This window comes from Pseudomonas sp. DF5 (genome assembly GCF_058148225.1).
Genome location: NZ_JBYVYM010000040.1, coordinates 24,579 through 40,775, shown reverse-complemented (window position 1 = coordinate 40,775; position 16,197 = coordinate 24,579). Strand labels below are relative to the sequence as shown.

Here is a 16,197-nt window from a genome sequence, read left to right as displayed (position 1 = left end):
CGGACATCGGAGTAGCGCAATTCAACGCACGCTCACAGACTACTCATCAATCCATAACGCAGTTAAGGCGGTTTTTTGATGCCCTCACCACTCGACACAACCATTTCCATTCCTCTTTCACCGGACGAAGCGGTAGTGCTGTTTGAGTTTGTCCGTCGTTTCAGTGATACCGATACATTGGCTATTGAAGACCAAGCAGAGCAAAGGGCCCTATGGAACCTATGCTGCGTATTTGAAAAGCACCTAAACCTTCCAATGGAAGGCGACTACGCAGAGATATTGCGGATGGCACGAGATAGGCTCAGGGATGAATGAACGGCCCGATTTCAGCCTATCTTGAAGGGTTGGAACCGGCCATGCGCAGCCACTCGAACACATCACCTGATCGGCTATTTTGTAGGACGTAGCGGTCACCGATGTTCCGCTGCCAACATTGACCTGAACTGAGAAATGATCTCTGAAGATAGCCCGGCAGCTTCGAACACTGCACAGGTGAAGCTAACAGGCGCGGGGCCTGGAGCAGTTATGATGCGGTCCGCAACCACAGCTACTGGACTGTTTCTATAAAACATACGCCCTTCATAGCCTAGGGCATTCTGTTGTAAGAAGTCAGCGCTGTTTGAGGTATGAGGAACCGTGTCGAGAAGACCGGCCCTCGCGAGTGCCAGCGTTCCCCCACAGATACCGGCAATTGTCGCTCCACTTGAACGACAGGCATGAAGAAAGTCTCGAATATCCGGTGCTTCTGCACGCTCCCAGATCATTCCGCCAATGACGACGACAACGTCCGGTTTCCAGTCCAGACATTGTTGCAAACTGCTATCGACAGTTACAGCCAATCCACCCTGCGAGCGGAACTGCCCCGTAGCAGCAGCGAAAAACCTGACGTCGATCCCGTAAAAAGGCGACGCAGTTCCAGCAATGAAAGCATATTCCCAGTCCGCAAAACCGGGTGTCAGTATCAAACCCACGCGTGCCATCAGTCAGAATCCTCCATGAATGCCAATAACATATGGTGAGGACAAACAGACATCAAGGGCTGCTTCGGGGCGATTAATGCCCTTCTCCGCAGCCCCGTTTGGGAAGGGAAAATATATCTGTCCATATTTTACGATTTTTTCTTCACCCGGATTTCACTCCACGGCAACCAGTAGCCGCTGCTGTCCCGCCGGCCACCCGTTCAGCTCGTCGATCCACGATTCCCTTGTCATGAAATGAAAATTCGCTGTCGTGCAATGCGAGGTGGCCGCACCTTCTGCGCCCTAGAGTCAGAGGCAAAGACCGCTACCGGGCGCAGCGCCCGGGAACACGAGAGCCCCGCCATGAGCAGATCCAACCGAACGAGCGAGACCGCAACCCCCACCCAGCGCCCCTCGGCGACCGGCCGAAAACGTCGCGCTCGCAAGGATGGCGATCTCCCGGACAACACCCGGCAACAAGAGCTGATGGGCATGACTGCCAATAAGGCTCTGGCAGGCAATCCGCTAGTCAGCATGCGCGCGGCGGACCTGGCCAGCTCGGCCGGTTACCTGCTCAAGGCCGTGGGCAAATCGCCGCTCAAGGCTGGCGCTCATCTGAGTGGCTACCTGAAGGAGCTGCGCGGCATCGTCGGCGGCAACTCCGGCATCGCGCCGGACCCGAAGGACAAGCGCTTCGTCGATCCGGCCTGGCAATCCAACGCCTTCCTGCGCGCGTTGCTGCAGAGCTACCTGGCCGGCCAAAGTGAGCTGACCCGCTTCATCGAATCCACCGACCTTGCCCCGCTGGAGAAGAGTCGAGCCCGGTTCGTAGCAGCACTCCTGGCCGATGCAATGGCACCAAGCAACTCGCCGCTGACCAATCCGGCGGCGCTGCGCAAGCTGGTGGACACCGGTGGCATGAGCCTGGCCAGGGGCATCCGCCAATTCGGCGAGGATATGCTGAACAACCGTGGGCTCCCGAGGCAGGTCGACAGCACGCCGTTCAAGGTTGGGGAAAACCTCGCCACGGCCAAGGGCGAAGTGGTGTTTCGCAACGAGATGTTCGAGCTGCTGCAGTTCGCGCCCACCAACGAAAAGGTCTATGCCCGGCCCCTGGTGATGTCGCCACCGCAAATCAACAAGTACTACGCCATCGACCTGTCGCCGGAGAAAAGCCTGATCAAGTGGATTCAGGACAGCGGCGTGAACCTCTTCGTCATCAGCTGGCGCAATCCCACCAGCGAACACCGCGACTGGGGCTTGTCCGATTACGCGCTGTGCCTCGACCAGGCTGTGGACGTGGCGCGCAGGATCACTGGTAGCCCGGATGTGAACATGTGGGGCTCCTGCTCGGGAGGCATCACCTTGGCCGCCTACCTGGGCTGGCTGGCGGCTCGTGGCGAAGGCCACAAGGTGGCCAACACCAGCTGGGCCGTGTGCGTGCTCGACATGCCCTCGGTGCTGGACGACACCACCCTGGGGATATTCGCCACCCCGTCCGCCCTGCGCGCGGCCAAGGCCAGCTCCCGGCGCAAGGGCGTGCTGAGCGGCCAGAGCATGGCCCGCATGTTCGCCTGGATGCGACCCAACGACCTGATCTGGAACTACTGGGTCAACAACTACCTGCTTGGCAATAAGCCGCCGGCCTTCGACATCCTGGCCTGGAACAGCGACACCACGCGGCTACCCGCCCAACTGCACGCGGACTACCTCGATCTGGTCCAGCAGAATCCCTACAGCAACCCGGGCGCCCTTGAGATTGCCGGCGAGTCAATCGACATGACCCAAGTGAAGGTGGGAGCCTATGTGGTTGGCGGCACCACCGACCACATCACCCCCTGGCAAGGCTGCTACGGCACTGCCCGGCTGTTGGGTGAAGACACAACCTACGTGCTGTCCAATGCCGGCCACCTGCAGAGCCTGGTGAACCCGCCGGGCAACCCCAAGTCGTTCTACTACGCGGCGCCTGCCACCGCCGAGACCCCGGAAACCTGGCTGCAAAACGCCGGGGAGCGCCAGCAAGGCAGCTGGTGGCCGCATTGGCGCGAATGGATCGGGCAGCGCTCGGGCGACATCCAGCCGGCACCGAAGAAGCTCGGCTCGCGTAAATACCCGCCCCTCTGCCCCGCACCTGGCACCTATGTCATGGAGCGTTGAGACCGCCATCTGTTCATCGAGCTGACCCCACGCCACCCGTGGGTTTCAGCGCTTTACGATCGACTGAGCGACGCGGCCCGTGAGTCTCGGCATGATCGATGGTTGATGGCTGAAGATCCGGCTTGAAAGTGGCTGCGGTAGACAACATCTCGCATCCGCCAAGATCTCTTTCAGCAAACGGAGTCACCGACATGAACCGGGCCAATTGCTTAACGCGGTACATCACGCTGTCCGTCCGCGCGAAATAGCCCGGATGCCTGCACTGCTAGAATGCACGGACCTGTCCCAACTATGGAGAACCAAGATGATCAGCAAGAACACGATTTGTCTCTGGTACGACGGCACCGCGCTGGACGCTGCAACGTTCTACGCCAAGACGTTCCCGGACAGCGCCGTGGGAGCGGTCCTTCGCGCGCCTGGCGACTATCCGGCGGGTAAACAGGGCGATGTCTTGACGGTGGAGTTCACGGTGATGGGCATCCCTTGTCTCGGGCTGAACGGTGGGCCGGGGGTCAAGCACAACGAGGCTTTTTCGTTCCAGGTTGCGACTGACGACCAGGCCGAAACCGACCGCTTGTGGAACGCGATTGTCGGCAACGGTGGTCAGGAAAATGTATGCGGCTGGTGCCAGGACAAGTGGGGGCTGTCGTGGCAGATCACGCCACGCGTCCTCAGCGCCGCGATAGCCAATCCTGATCGAGCGGCGGCCAAGCGCGCATTCGACGCCATGATGGGGATGGGCAAGATCGACATCGCTGCGATCGAAGCGGCTCTAAGGCAGTAACCAGCGCTGTTTGGGGCTGGGGCGTTTAGACATGTATCCCTTATTCCGGCAGCCCCGCTCTGCGCAGACCGTCCACCAGCGTGGCGAGATTCTCCGGCCGGTGGATCGGCAGCCAATCAGAGATAGTGCTGAGGCGCAACGTAGGGTCGAGTTTGCGCAAATGCTCCATCGCACGCTGCGCTTCGGCCATCCGTCCGGCAAGCGCATGGCTCGCCGCGAGGATGGCGACGGCCAACAGAAAATCTGGCAAATCCCGAAGTGCTTTCTCTGCCCATGACGACGCCGTATCGAAGCGCCCCACGAAGAGATTCGCGACTGCCATTCCGGCTTGCATTCTATACAGCTCCGGGTCGAGGGGGCTGAACCGCATGGCGTGCGTAAAGTACTCGATGGCGGCATCGGTTTCGCCGTGCCAGAGCCTGAGGAACGCGCCGAGGAACCACGCGGCGGCGAGGTTCGGATTGAGCACGAGTGCCTTGTCCAGCAAGGCAATGCCACCCCGCAGGTCGCCGGCAAGATAGCCAAGCGTATGGCCGCTTCTGGTGAGAGCGACCGCATCGCCCTTGTCCAACTCCACTGCCCGGCGAGCGAGTCGGATACCCTCCGCGACCTCCCGTGGGTGATCAGTCATCCAGCGATTGGCTTTGCGCCAACTATGACACCAGGCCGCCATCGCATAGGCCGATGCAAAATCCGGGTCGAACTCTATGGCCTTATGGAAGAGCGGCAGCGCCTGGTCGATGGCCTCCCGGGTGCCGTGATGAAGCTTGGCCATTGCGCGCAGATAATAATCGTAGGCGTCGAGGCTTTCGGTGGGCGTGTGCCTCGCACGTTCGATCTCCGCCCGCTCAAGCTGTGGCGCGATCGCGCCGACCACGCTCTCGGTAATCTGGTCCTGCAGTTCGAAGATGTCTCCCAGCACACCTTCGAAACGACCCGCCCAATGGTGAGCCCCGGTTGTCGCATCGATCAGCTGGGCCGTGATGCGCACGCGATTGTTGGCTTTGCGCCAACTGCCCTCCAGCACATAGCGAACGCCCAGTTCGCGACCGACTTGTTTCACCTCCACCGTACGGGTCTTGTAGGTAAAACTCGAGTTGCGCGCGACGACAAACAGCCAGCGATACTGCGACAGCGCCGCGATGATGTCCCCTACCACGCCGTCGGCCAGGTAATCCTGCTCTTCGTCCCCGCTCAAGTTCACGAACGGCAAAACCGCGATGGACGGTTTGGCTGGCAGCGCCGGCTCTGATGCAGAGGCTTGAACCGAGGGGGCGGGATCGGCACCAGAAAGACCAGCACCCTCCACCGACTTGACGTCGGCGACGAACCGGAATCCCTTGCGGGCCACCGTTCGAATCACACGCTGCTGCTGACCGTTGTCACCGACCGCCTTGCGCACCGCATTGATGTGGCTGGCCAGGGTCGACTCCGAGACGATTCGGCCGGTCCATATCGCATTGATCAGGTCGTCCCGGCTGACGACGTGCTCGCGGTTCTGCGCCAGGTAAACCAGCAGGTCGAAAACCTGGGGCGCAGTGGCAACGACCTGGGAGGCCCGAAGGAGTTCGCGCCGGTCCAGGTCGAGCACGCAGTCATCAAACACCAATAGCATTCAGGGCTCCTGTCCCGTACTCACGCGCCGGGCACATGCCCGTGGTTACCGGCCGACGATTGGCGACCAGGCGACGTGATTTATAACACGGGTTCCTGGACAAATAGCCAAGCCAAATTCAATGGAAACCCAAGGCTTCGACAAAGTATCGCGCCCGGCTGGCGAGCATGCTCCCTACATCGATCACTGCAACGAATTTGATCGACACCCAACCGAGGAGCGGGACATGAAAATTGTCGTTATTGGCGGTAGCGGACTGATCGGGTCGAACATTGTCAGCAGGCTACGTCTCTATGGACACGAGACGGTGGCGGCCTCGCCACGTACGGGGGTGAACACCCTCACTGGCGAGGGGCTGGCCGAAGCGCTTGCCGGTGCTCAGGTCGTCGTCGATGTGGCGAACTCTCCCTCGTTTGAAGACCGGGCCGTCATGGAGTTCTTTCAAACGTCCGGTCGAAACCTGCTTGCAGCCGAAGCGGCCGCTGGGGTGGAGCACCATGTCGCGCTCTCTGTCGTAGGCCCCGATCGTCTTCCGCAAAGCGGTTACTTCCGGGCAAAAGTCGCCCAGGAAGCGTTGATCAAGGTGTCGAAGATCCCCTACACCATCCTGCGTTCGACGCAGTTCTTCGAGTTCATCGAAGGCATTGTCAATTCGGGTGCCGACGGCGACACGATTCGCCTCTCGCCAGCCCTTATCCAGCCCATCGCCTCGGATGACGTCTCGGCGGTGCTGGCCGATCTTGCGGTCGGGGCACCGGTCAATGGCATCGTCGAAGTGGGCGGACCCGATCGTTTCCCTCTCGATGAACTGGCGCGCAAGTTTCTTGCCGCGCACCAAGACAAGCGGCAGGTCATCGCCGACGTGCATGCGCGCTACTTCGGCGATGAGTTGAATGATCGATCCCTGGTCGCGGGCGACGACGCGCACATCGGTCCGACACGCTTCCTGAACTGGCTCAGCCGCACATCGGCTTAAGGACCGCGCCAGTCAGCCAGGCAGGACGCTATCGAATCTCCACCTACGTATTTCTCACACAGAGGATTCACCATGACCCAGCGCATCGATTACCAGAAGCAATCCCCCGAGCTGTTCAAGAAGTTCGTCGAGTTCAGCCTTGCCTTCAAGCAATGCGCCATCGAGGAGTCGCTGCGCGATCTCGTGGATATCAGGGCATCGCAACTCAACGGCTGCGCCTTCTGCGTGGACATGCACGTGAAGGAAGCCACGATCCATGGCGAGCGGCCCCTCAGGATCCACCATGTCGCCATCTGGCGTGAGTCAACGCTGTTCAGCCCACGCGAACGCGCGGCCTTGGCATGGACCGAAATCCTCACCCAGATTCCCGCCCATGGCGTGCCTGATGAGCTCTATGAGCGTGTTCGTATACAACTGTCCGAGAAGGAGATATCGGACCTGACCTTCCTGATCATGTCGATCAATGCCTGGAATCGCATCAACGTGGGCTTCCAGGTCGTGCCCGGCTCGTACGACAAGGCATTCGGCGTAGACAAGTCCGGCCTGTCCTGATCAGGCATCGGCACACAGGCGCAGCCCCGCCAGGGTGCTGCGCCATCTACTAATCGACAACGAGGAACACGCCATGTCCATTTTCAGAACGTTCGCCATAGGGCTCCTGTTGACCACCGGCACCGCCGGCGCGCAGGAGGCATTGCCACCGGCGCAGGTAACACCGCTGATGACCAAAGCACTGGCGGACTATCCCGATAAGGAGGCGGTGATGATCACGGTGGAGTTTCCACCGGGTGGAGGCGATCCCGTGCATCGGCACAATGCACACGGATTCATCTATGTGCTGGAGGGTTCGATTGTGATGGGCGTGCGCGGCGGCGAATCCGTCACGCTGACACCGGGCCAGACCTTCTACGAAGGCCCGGACGACGTCCACACGGTCGGGCGCAACGCCAGCCTCACCAAACCCGCCAAGTTTCTGGTCGTCCTGTTGAAGGACAAGAGCAAGCCCATTTTTACTCCGGTGCACTGACAGCACCGCCCGCACACGCGGCCAGCTGCGTGCTCGGTGACGCCCTACTCGGCCGACATCATCCGTTCAACGATATCGGCCTGGGGCGCTCCCTTCCTCGACAGGACGCTGCAATGACTTCTCAACGGCTGCTTTCACAATTACGGCAGTGCGCAATCGCAACCCTAGGCGCAGTTTCGCTGGCCGGCTGCATGGTCGGCCCCGACTTCGTGAAGCCTGAGAACGAGCTTGGCGAAATGGTGCTGACGCCCAGACAGGACCACCCAAGCGCCCCCCTGACTTCCGACGCTGCAGTGCCCTCCCAGTGGTGGTTGTTGTTCAACGACGCCGTGCTCGCCGAGCTGCAATCACGTGCGCAGGCTGACAACCTTGATCTGCTCATAGCCTCCGAACGCATTGAACAAAGCCGGGCGCAACTGGACATCGCCTCCTCGCAGTTGCTGCCCAGCGTGGCGGCCAATGCCAGCTACACGCGTGAGGGGCTCAGCGAACATGGCAAGTTCGCCGCCCTGGGAGCGCCTACTGCCCCCGATAATTTCTGGCAGCTTGGATTCGATGCCAGTTGGGAGCTCGATTTGTGGGGCCGTGCCCAACGCACGCGCGAAGGTGCTGCAGCGACCCTGGAAGCCACGGTGTATGACCGCGAAGCGGCACGGGTGGCTTTGTCCGCCGAAGTGGCGCGCACCTATTTGCAGTTGCGCGGAACGCAGGCACAACTGGACATTGCACAGCAAAATCTGAGGATTGCCGAACGCACCCTCGGCCTGGCCGAAAGCCGCGAGCGTAACGGCGTCGCGAAGCGCTTCGAAACCTCGTCCGCTCGCGCGCAATTGGCGACGATCAAAGCCTTGGTTCCCGAACTGATCCAGCGTCGCAATGCCCTGATGAATGCACTGGCGTTGCTGTTGGGAGAGCAGCCGCGCGCACTCGATGCGCAACTGCGTCAAGCCATGCCCTTGCCTTCGCTGCCGACCCGCGTGCCGGTCGGCGTCTCTTCTGAATTGGCTCACCGGCGACCCGACATCCTGCGCGCCGAAGCGCAGCTGCATGCCGCGACAGCAGCCATCGGTGTGGCCAAGGCTGATTTCTACCCACGCATCGGTTTGAAAGGAAAAGTCGGCGTGGAAGCCTTCGAAAGCAGCGATCTCGCGAGTTGGGACTCGCGCTTCTTTTCCGTCGGCCCGACGGTTTACCTTCCGATCTTCCAGGGAGGGCGGTTGACGCAGCGTCTGGCCCTGAACCAATCACGGCAAAAAACCGCCGCGCTGGCTTATCGGCAAACGGTATTGCGAGCCTGGCATGAAGTGGACAACGCCCTGGATGCCTGGGCGGCCCAACAACGCCGGCACGCTGAATTGCTGGATTCGTATGAACAGAACAAGCAAGCACTGCAGTCTGCCGAACGCGGCTATCAGCAAGGCGCTACGGACTATCTGAGCGTACTGACCGCGCAGCTCAATGTGCTTGCCAGCCAAACCAGTCTCAACGACAGCGCAACCAACGCCACGCTCACCGTGGTCAACCTCTACAAGTCGCTGGGTGGCGGCTGGGACCCACAGGCTGGTATCGATCATTCGACGGCACCTTCATCGGTTGCCCTCGCGTCTCCGGTCGCTGCACCCTCGAAGGCCGACCAATGAACGGCGTCGCGCTGTCGCCAGCGGACGTCCCTGCTACCACAACGCCCGTGGCCAAGCCCTCGATACGCCCAATGGCAGGTCTCGTCGGGATTTTCATCGCAGCCATGATGGCGGGTTTGAACACCCGCGTCGGCGCATTGGCGTTGGCCGATGTACGCGGTGCACTCGGTTTTGGCCTCGACGATGCCTCCTGGCTGACCACCGCGTACAGCGCCGGGGAACTGATTGCCATGCCCTTTGCGGCATGGTTCGCCATTACGCTTTCGCTGCGCCGCTTCGAGCTGTGGATGCTCGGCAGTTGTGCGCTGCTGGCGGTGATCCTGCCCTTCATCCACGATCTGAACCTGCTGCTGACCTTGCGCTTTGTGCAAGGCATTGCCTGCGGTACGACGATTCCGTTGCTGATGATGGCGGCGCTGAAATTCCTGCCAGCGCCCATCCGGCTGTATGGGCTGGCGCTGTATGCGATGACCGCGACCTTCGCGCCCAATCTCTCGATCTGGCTGGCCGGGTACTGGACGGATGGGCTGTTCGACTGGCGCTGGGTGTACTGGCAGATCATTCCCCTGGCCCTCATCGCCGGATTGTTGGTCGGGTGGGGACTGCCTCGGGAGCCCATCCAGATCCCACGCTTTGGGCAGGCCAATTGGTCCGGCATGGCTTGCGGTGTGCCCGCGCTCGGCTTGATCACCGTCGCACTGGATCAAGGCGTACGGCTGGACTGGTTTCATTCGCCTTTGATCACCTTATCCCTGGTGGCCGGGCTGGCCCTGCTGGCCGTCTACCTGCTGACTGAGTGGTATCACCCCTCGCCGTTCATCAAATTGCAGATCCTCGGCCGCCGCAACCTGGGACTGGGCTGCATTCTGTTCTTCTGCTTGCTGGTGGTGCTGATGTCCAGCTCGCTCTTGCCGGCCAGCTATCTGGGCCCGTTGCAGAACTACCGCCCCTTGCAAATGGCCTCGATCGGTTTGATCGTCGCCTTGCCGCAACTGGTCCTGGGGCCTGTCGTGGCGCTGCTGCTGTATCAGAAGTGGATCGATGCGCGCCTCGTGTTCGCCTTGGGGTTGTTGTTGATCGCGCTGGCGTGTTTTTGCGGCGCGCAATTGACCTCCGACTGGAACCGCGAGCAGTTCGTCGTGGTGCAAACGCTGCAAGCGTTCGGCCAGCCAATGGCGGTGGTATCGATGCTGTTTCTGGTCACCAGCGTTGTGCAGCCCCCCGAAGGACCTTATGTGTCCGGCACCATCAACACCCTGCGCGCCTTCGGCTCACTGGCCGGTGCGGCAGTGGTCGGACAGCTGATGACCCTGCGCGGTCGTTTCCATGGGGAAATGCTGCTGGACCATGCGGCCCTGGCAGATAACGCCCTGGCGCTTGAGCCGTCCCAATTGATGGACCTCATCGGGCAACAGTCGCAGGTGCTGTCGATCGCCGACGCCTATCGCGTGCTGGGCATTCTGGCGCTGGCATTGATTCCTCTGGTGCTGCGGCTGACCTACATCCCCGCACCCGACGTGCGTGTGGCCTCGCCCTCTTCCTCTCCTTCATCTTCCTCACACGGATAACCCATCATGGCCTTGCCAAAGAAAGCCAGGATCATCAGCGCGGTGCTACTGCTTGCAGTGGCGATCGGCGGTGTTCTCTATCTCAATCGCCCCGAATCCAGCGCATCGACCCAGTCCACGGATGATGCCTACGTCCACGCCGACTTCACCACGGTCGCACCGCAGGTGTCGGGAACGGTCGACTCAGTGATGGTCGAAGACAACCAGCTGGTCAAGAAAGGCGATCTGCTTGCGATCATTGACGACCGTGATTTCGTTGCGGCCCTGAACGCAGCGAAGGCCGAGGTTGCCAGTGCCCGGGCCGGCATCGCCAGCCTGCAAGCGCACCTGATTCAGCAGGAAACCGCCATCCGCCAGGCCCAAGCGGCCGTTGCCGCAGACGACGCTGCGCTCAAGCTGGCCAGCGTCAATCAGACCCGTTATCGCAACCTGGCCACCGACGGCTCGGGAACGGTGCAAGCGCGGCAACAGGCCGAAGCGCAACTGAGCATTCAACAGGCCCGTGGGGAAACGAGCCAGGCAGGTTTACAGGCCGCTCGGCAACAAGTGGATATCCTGAAAGCTGATCTGGAGAAAGCCAGGGCGGCTCTTGCCCACGCGCAAGCCGCACAAGCCACCGCAGAGCTGAAACTTTCCTATACCCGCATCACTGCGCCGATCGGCGGCACGATCGGACAGAAATCGGTGCGTATCGGTGCTTTAGTCAATGCCGGAAAACCCTTGCTGGCGATTGTTCCGCTCGATGCCGTCTATGTCACGGCCAACTACAGGGAGACGCAACTGGCGCGCGTACAAAAGGGTCAAGCAGTGGATATCGAGGTGGATGCCTTGCCGGGCGAGACGCTGCAAGGAACGGTGGACAGCCTGGGGCCGGCCAGCGGAGTCACCTACTCCGCCGTTGCGCCACACAACGCCACTGGCAACTTCACGAAAATCGTCCAGCGCTTGCCTGTACGCATTCGCATCGATCCCGATCAGCCCGCGGCGGCGAAGCTGCGAGTCGGCATGTCCGTGACACCGAAAATCCGTATCCGGTGATATGACGCCGGCGTGTCTCGCTACAATGCTCCAAAAGCCACTCCCAAGAATGAGAATGACCTTGCAGAGCCTAACCCCGATACCCGCCCTCACCGCCCGCGAAGTCTGCCAACGCCTGCGAGACGCCGCCCTGGAAGTCCTCCCGTTGCGGCGCCTCCACGAACCGTGTGAACCCGGTCAGGTACAGGTCGATATCGAAGGCTGGCGTCTGACCCTCGACTTCGACGGCAACCGCTTGCACCACTGCCAACACTGCCGGAGTCCGGACGGTCGCGAAGGCACGCTCCAGGCCTGGCGTTACGGCACTGACCCGGTCAGTTTACTGAGCACCTGGGAGTTGGCGCAGGTTGAGCGACTATTGAGATAGCGCGATCAGCCCTGCTTCACGTAATGGATCACCTCTTCAAGCGAGTCTATGTCTGGAGCATTGCTCACTAACATTTCCGGGCGGCACCATGGGTAATCCAGATGCGATAGCCACTCCATGATGCAGTGCAGATCAGTCGCTGGCAGGGTTTTCATGTGCTCGATGGTGATAGTGAGCCTCTGGACAAGTCCCGACTCGGGGCTGAACTGCCATTCATACAGACCGCAACCGACCCGGGCGTCGCCGGAGTGCTTGTCGGACATGCCGACCAGCCATTTGCACTGGAAGGTTTTGGCCTGCGGTTCAGGCGCGTGTCCCAGGCAGAAGGTATAGACGTTTTCGAAGGTCTGGCCGAACCGCCTGACCAGCACATCACCGATAGGCCCAAGGCCTTCGACGTGGGGTGGAAACGAGATGGATCCGGTGTGCACGACCATGTCCAGGATCGCGTCTGGCGCAAAGGCCTGGTCTAACAAATGTGGACGGTTGCCGTCCTTGGCTTTGATGTACTGTCGAATTGATAGTTGAGCAGTGTTCATTATTTGTCCGTCGCATCCATTCTTGGTTGAGAGCCGCCTCATGCGCGGCTCACATGACTATTACACAGACCCCGTACGCCTTTATAAAGCGCTATTCCACAAATCCGTCACCAGCATGCAACCGGGCGCATGGGTGATGCACAGCGGCGGACGTGAAGCTTGCACCACCGATTGCGGGGTCACGCCGCAGGCCCAGAACACCGGGATTTCGTCGGCCTCGATCGGTACGGCATCGCCGTAGTCCGGGCTGCTTAGCGAATGAATGCCGATCAGCGCCGGATCACCGATGTGTACGGGCGCCCCATGGACATTGGGCATGCGTGCGGTGATCTGAATCGCCTGGATCGCCGCGGCGGCTTTCATCGGGCGCATGCTCACCACCATTTTGCCAGACAGGCGAGCGGTGGAGCGTGTGTCGATGTTGGTCCGGAACATTGCGACATTGCGCCCCAGATCTATGTGCCTGAGGCGGATACCAGCCTCAAGCAGGGGTTGTTCAAAAGAGAACGAGCAGCCGAGGGCAAAGGCAACCATGTCGTCCTGCCACAAATGCTCGATATCCGACGGTTCTTCGCTCAACTCGCCATGGCGATAGACCCTGTATCGGGGCACGTCATGGCGGATATCAATGGCCGTCCCGAGATTACGAAAATGCGGATCACCCGGCTCGGTAACGTCGAGCACCGGACACGCCTGTCGATTGAGTGTGCAATACCGGAGAAATTCGTTAGCCCAATCATTGGGCAGAATCACGATATTGGCTTGCACCCGACCTTGGGCCAGACCGCTGGTGTGGTCCCGATATTGCCCGGCGGCGATGCTTTGGCGAAGGGCCAGAGGGGAACGCTGCTGCAATTGCTCAAAGGACAGGACTGACTGATTCATCACGGCATCTCTTCGGGTTCGATGACTCTTTTTAGAAAACCATGACGACGCCGTCCAACTAGGAATGTTGTTACCCCCGAACAACTAATAGTTATTCAAGGGGCTGTCGACTGTTGAGACCGGGCGTTGGAACCATTCGAAGCGGGCCGACATCTTCAGCGTATTGGCAAACCACTTGGCGGCTCATGTTTACGATGCTCTCGATCAATTCCAGGCCGACCCCGGCGCGCCACGAAGCCACGACATCCAATTGCGGCAAGCTTGTGCCCGGTTCCAGCTGAATCAGCTCGCCACTGGCCAAGGGCTTAGCCACTAATGCGGCCGGTAATGCGCCAATACCGAAGCCGTCTCGAATCAACCGGGTCATGGCCGAAACAGAGTTGACGCAACTGACTCGCGGCGTACTGATGCCATGGGCGTGCAGAAGGTTGAGTACATCCTGATGAGGTCGTGAGTTTTTAACGAAGGTGATGATGCGCTCACTGGCCAACTCGGCAAGGGAGGCAAAGGGTCGGGCATAGATCGAGTTGCTGGCGGCGATCCAGTGCATGGGATAGTGCGCCAGTTCGAGATTACGTACGCTTTCGTGGCGGATCAGGTCAGTCTGGAAAACGATGTCCAGATAGCCCTTTTGCAACTGGTCGCACAGGTTGCGCGCGGCGTCGGCGTTGATCTCGATTTCCACGGTGGGGAAAGTCTGCATCAAGGTCGACATGAATGGGCTGAGCCAGGTGTGGATCACCGTATCCATCACGCCGATACGCACCAGGCCCTGCTGCTGGCTGGTGTTGTCCAGCGAGTGCTTCAACGCTCGCTGAACCTCAAGCATCTGCTCGGCATAGTCGAGCACTTTCACACCTTCGGGTGTTAGCGACACCCCACGCGAATCACGCACGAACAAGCGCAGGCCCAACTCCTCTTCCAGCGAGGCAATCCGGCTGGAGATAGCGGCCTGAGTGCTGAACATTTTCTCCGCAGTCAGGCTGAAGCTTTGCAGTCGGGCAACCCAGACGAAGGTTTCGAGGAACTTGAGGTTCATGGCGACTCTCGTGGCTTTCGCAGCTTTTGTATTTGGGAGTGCGGATATTGCTCTCCCACAGGGAAACATGTTCGGCACCCGGCAATTGTTACTCCAGAAGCCGTCGCGCAGGTATCAAATTTTCTTATGTGCAACCTCGCTTTTTTCCCGTTTGACGCCATTCCGCCGCGGCGCGAAGAATCCACGCCATGACGCAGCCACTGCGTCTGCCCCCCCACGACACCGCCTTCACAAAAAAATAATGAGGCGTGTCCGTCATCTTCGCTTGCTGCCGCAGGAACCCCTATGGAAAAGACCATAATTGACAGCGTGCCTTCAGGCACGGGCCGCGCCGGCCCGTTCAGTTGGTACGGCCCTCTGTCAAAAAATGAAAAACGCACATTCTGGAGCTGCAAAATCGGCTATGCCCTGGACGGCATGGACACTCAGATGCTGAGTTTCGTTATTCCTACGCTGATCGCCACCTGGGGCATCTCCAAGGGGGATGCCGGAATGATCGGCACCTGTACGCTGCTGGCCTCGGCGGCAGGCGGGTGGGTTGCCGGGATTTTGTCCGACCGCATCGGCCGGGTACGAACCCTGCAACTGACGGTCCTGTGGTTCGCGTTCTTCACCTTTTTGTGTGGGCTGGCGCAGAACTACGAGCAATTGCTGGTGGCCCGGACGTTGATGGGCTTTGGCTTCGGTGGAGAGTGGACGGCGGGCGCGGTGCTGATCGGCGAAGTGATTCGCTCACAGGATCGGGGCAAGGCGGTAGGCATGGTGCAGGCCGGTTGGGCTCTGGGTTGGGGGCTGACAGCGTTGCTCTATGCCGGGTTGTTCAGCTTTCTTCCACCGGAAGAAGCCTGGCGGGCGCTGTTCATGATCGGGTTGGTGCCGGCATTGTTTGTGCTGGTGATTCGCCGGCTGGTCAAGGAATCGGACACCTTTGAGCACACCCGGCGTGAGCGCAAGGCCAAACCCGAGCAGGATTCGCCGTGGGCGTTCTTCGAAATCTTCGCACCACGGATGCTCAGCACCACCTTGCGTGCGTCGTTGCTGACCACCGGCGCGCTGGGCGGCTACTACGCGATCACCACTTGGTTACCGACCTACCTGAAAACCGAACGGGGCCTGAGCGTGCTCGGCACCGGGGGATATCTGGCGATGGTTATCGTCGGTTCGTACATCGGCTACGTGACCAGTGCGCTGCTGACCGATGCCATCGGTCGCAAGAAGAACTTCATCCTGTTCGCTGTCGGCTCCATGGCGATAGTCCTGGCCTACACCCAGTTGCCCATCGATAACAGCTTGATGCTCTGGCTCGGGTTCCCGCTGGGCTTTTTCGCCTCGGGCATCTTCGCCGGCATGGGGGCTTTTCTCACTGAGTTGTTTCCGACTCGCATGCGTGGTTCGGGCCAGGGCTTCTGCTACAACGCCGGACGCTCCATCGCCGCGCTGTTCCCGTTGTTCATCGGTGCACTGAGCGACAAGCTGCCAATTGGTACGGGTATCGGAATCTTCGCAGCAGGTGCTTATGGCGTGGTGATTCTGGCGGCGCTGAGTCTGCCGGAAACCCGCGGTCGACAACTCGAGTCCTGAGCCCCGACACGTCTGAGCAAGA

General features: G+C 60.3%; 16 protein-coding genes. 11 read left to right on the top strand and 5 right to left on the bottom strand.

The window, feature by feature from the left end; translation table 11 throughout:
* Positions 1–78 precede the first annotated feature (78 nt).
* A complete protein-coding gene (locus AC30D7_RS27205) occupies positions 79–315 on the top strand; it encodes a hypothetical protein (RefSeq protein ID WP_490136138.1) in 237 nt (78 codons plus the stop codon).
* A 95-nt stretch (positions 316–410) separates the two neighbouring features.
* On the opposite strand, the gene AC30D7_RS27200 is transcribed toward AC30D7_RS27205, so the two are convergent.
* Positions 411–980 carry a DJ-1/PfpI family protein gene (locus tag AC30D7_RS27200; RefSeq protein WP_490136137.1) on the bottom strand — a complete coding sequence of 190 codons (570 nt, stop codon included), beginning with the start codon at positions 978–980 and terminating at the stop codon, positions 411–413.
* 342 nt (positions 981–1,322) lie between these two features.
* Here AC30D7_RS27200 and AC30D7_RS27195 point away from each other — a divergent pair, with 342 nt between their 5' ends.
* Both AC30D7_RS27195 and AC30D7_RS27190 read left to right on the top strand, forming a co-directional pair.
* Positions 1,323–3,116 carry an alpha/beta fold hydrolase gene (locus tag AC30D7_RS27195; RefSeq protein ID WP_490136136.1) on the top strand — a complete coding sequence of 598 codons (1,794 nt, stop codon included), beginning with the start codon at positions 1,323–1,325 and terminating at the stop codon, positions 3,114–3,116.
* Positions 3,117–3,420: 304 nt separating this feature from the next.
* Positions 3,421–3,900: a VOC family protein gene (locus tag AC30D7_RS27190; RefSeq protein ID WP_490136135.1), complete on the top strand. Its 480-nt coding sequence runs from the start codon at positions 3,421–3,423 to the stop codon at positions 3,898–3,900.
* 40 nt (positions 3,901–3,940) lie between these two features.
* Here the strand turns inward: AC30D7_RS27190 and AC30D7_RS27185 are convergent, their stop codons facing one another.
* The gene (locus tag AC30D7_RS27185; RefSeq protein WP_490136134.1) at positions 3,941–5,515 is read right to left on the bottom strand and encodes a winged helix-turn-helix domain-containing tetratricopeptide repeat protein; all 1,575 of its coding nucleotides are present in this window, start codon (positions 5,513–5,515) and stop codon (positions 3,941–3,943) included.
* A 226-nt stretch (positions 5,516–5,741) separates the two neighbouring features.
* Here AC30D7_RS27185 and AC30D7_RS27180 point away from each other — a divergent pair, with 226 nt between their 5' ends.
* The 7 genes from AC30D7_RS27180 to AC30D7_RS27150 all read left to right on the top strand — a co-directional run bounded on the left by AC30D7_RS27180 (position 5,742) and on the right by AC30D7_RS27150 (position 12,131).
* The gene (locus tag AC30D7_RS27180) at positions 5,742–6,491 is read left to right on the top strand and encodes an SDR family oxidoreductase (RefSeq protein WP_490136133.1); all 750 of its coding nucleotides are present in this window, start codon (positions 5,742–5,744) and stop codon (positions 6,489–6,491) included.
* 72 nt (positions 6,492–6,563) lie between these two features.
* On the top strand, positions 6,564–7,043 hold the full coding sequence (locus tag AC30D7_RS27175; protein ID WP_019648590.1) for a carboxymuconolactone decarboxylase family protein: 480 nt from the start codon (positions 6,564–6,566) through the stop codon (positions 7,041–7,043).
* 73 nt (positions 7,044–7,116) lie between these two features.
* On the top strand, positions 7,117–7,518 hold the full coding sequence (locus tag AC30D7_RS27170; RefSeq protein ID WP_018930042.1) for a cupin domain-containing protein: 402 nt from the start codon (positions 7,117–7,119) through the stop codon (positions 7,516–7,518).
* Between the two features lie 113 nt (positions 7,519–7,631).
* On the top strand, positions 7,632–9,158 hold the full coding sequence (locus AC30D7_RS27165) for an efflux transporter outer membrane subunit (protein ID WP_490136132.1): 1,527 nt from the start codon (positions 7,632–7,634) through the stop codon (positions 9,156–9,158).
* 71 nt (positions 9,159–9,229) lie between these two features.
* The gene (locus tag AC30D7_RS27160; RefSeq protein WP_490136131.1) at positions 9,230–10,726 is read left to right on the top strand and encodes an MFS transporter; all 1,497 of its coding nucleotides are present in this window, start codon (positions 9,230–9,232) and stop codon (positions 10,724–10,726) included.
* A gap of 6 nt (positions 10,727–10,732) precedes the next feature.
* Positions 10,733–11,764 carry an HlyD family secretion protein gene (locus AC30D7_RS27155; protein WP_490136130.1) on the top strand — a complete coding sequence of 344 codons (1,032 nt, stop codon included), beginning with the start codon at positions 10,733–10,735 and terminating at the stop codon, positions 11,762–11,764.
* Positions 11,765–11,843: 79 nt separating this feature from the next.
* On the top strand, positions 11,844–12,131 hold the full coding sequence (locus tag AC30D7_RS27150; protein WP_429541960.1) for a DUF7693 family protein: 288 nt from the start codon (positions 11,844–11,846) through the stop codon (positions 12,129–12,131).
* Positions 12,132–12,136: 5 nt separating this feature from the next.
* On the opposite strand, the gene AC30D7_RS27145 is transcribed toward AC30D7_RS27150, so the two are convergent.
* The 3 genes from AC30D7_RS27145 to AC30D7_RS27135 form a co-directional block, all read right to left on the bottom strand.
* Positions 12,137–12,670, bottom strand: a complete 534-nt coding sequence (locus AC30D7_RS27145; RefSeq protein WP_490136129.1) for a hypothetical protein — start codon at positions 12,668–12,670, stop codon at positions 12,137–12,139.
* A gap of 81 nt (positions 12,671–12,751) precedes the next feature.
* Positions 12,752–13,555 (bottom strand): putative hydro-lyase, encoded by an 804-nt coding sequence (locus AC30D7_RS27140; protein ID WP_026286717.1) that lies wholly within the window; start codon positions 13,553–13,555, stop codon positions 12,752–12,754.
* A gap of 91 nt (positions 13,556–13,646) precedes the next feature.
* Positions 13,647–14,594 carry a LysR family transcriptional regulator gene (locus AC30D7_RS27135; RefSeq protein ID WP_018930034.1) on the bottom strand — a complete coding sequence of 316 codons (948 nt, stop codon included), beginning with the start codon at positions 14,592–14,594 and terminating at the stop codon, positions 13,647–13,649.
* Between the two features lie 285 nt (positions 14,595–14,879).
* On the opposite strand from AC30D7_RS27135, the gene AC30D7_RS27130 reads away from it, so the two are divergent.
* The gene (locus AC30D7_RS27130) at positions 14,880–16,175 is read left to right on the top strand and encodes an MFS transporter (protein ID WP_019580207.1); all 1,296 of its coding nucleotides are present in this window, start codon (positions 14,880–14,882) and stop codon (positions 16,173–16,175) included.
* Positions 16,176–16,197 lie beyond the last annotated feature (22 nt).

Excerpts from the sequence above, each read along its gene's own strand:
- AC30D7_RS27205 (WP_490136138.1), top strand. The coding sequence starts at position 79 with ATGCCCTCACCACTCGACACAACCATTTCCATTCCTCTTTCACCGGAC.
- AC30D7_RS27200 (WP_490136137.1), bottom strand. The coding sequence starts at position 980 with ATGGCACGCGTGGGTTTGATACTGACACCCGGTTTTGCGGACTGGGAA.
- AC30D7_RS27195 (WP_490136136.1), top strand. The coding sequence starts at position 1,323 with ATGAGCAGATCCAACCGAACGAGCGAGACCGCAACCCCCACCCAGCGC.
- AC30D7_RS27190 (WP_490136135.1), top strand. The coding sequence starts at position 3,421 with ATGATCAGCAAGAACACGATTTGTCTCTGGTACGACGGCACCGCGCTG.
- AC30D7_RS27185 (WP_490136134.1), bottom strand. The coding sequence starts at position 5,515 with ATGCTATTGGTGTTTGATGACTGCGTGCTCGACCTGGACCGGCGCGAA.
- AC30D7_RS27180 (WP_490136133.1), top strand. The coding sequence starts at position 5,742 with ATGAAAATTGTCGTTATTGGCGGTAGCGGACTGATCGGGTCGAACATT.
- AC30D7_RS27175 (WP_019648590.1), top strand. The coding sequence starts at position 6,564 with ATGACCCAGCGCATCGATTACCAGAAGCAATCCCCCGAGCTGTTCAAG.
- AC30D7_RS27170 (WP_018930042.1), top strand. The coding sequence starts at position 7,117 with ATGTCCATTTTCAGAACGTTCGCCATAGGGCTCCTGTTGACCACCGGC.
- AC30D7_RS27165 (WP_490136132.1), top strand. The coding sequence starts at position 7,632 with ATGACTTCTCAACGGCTGCTTTCACAATTACGGCAGTGCGCAATCGCA.
- AC30D7_RS27160 (WP_490136131.1), top strand. The coding sequence starts at position 9,230 with ATGGCAGGTCTCGTCGGGATTTTCATCGCAGCCATGATGGCGGGTTTG.
- AC30D7_RS27155 (WP_490136130.1), top strand. The coding sequence starts at position 10,733 with ATGGCCTTGCCAAAGAAAGCCAGGATCATCAGCGCGGTGCTACTGCTT.
- AC30D7_RS27145 (WP_490136129.1), bottom strand. The coding sequence starts at position 12,670 with ATGAACACTGCTCAACTATCAATTCGACAGTACATCAAAGCCAAGGAC.
- AC30D7_RS27140 (WP_026286717.1), bottom strand. The coding sequence starts at position 13,555 with ATGAATCAGTCAGTCCTGTCCTTTGAGCAATTGCAGCAGCGTTCCCCT.
- AC30D7_RS27135 (WP_018930034.1), bottom strand. The coding sequence starts at position 14,594 with ATGAACCTCAAGTTCCTCGAAACCTTCGTCTGGGTTGCCCGACTGCAA.
- AC30D7_RS27130 (WP_019580207.1), top strand. The coding sequence starts at position 14,880 with ATGGAAAAGACCATAATTGACAGCGTGCCTTCAGGCACGGGCCGCGCC.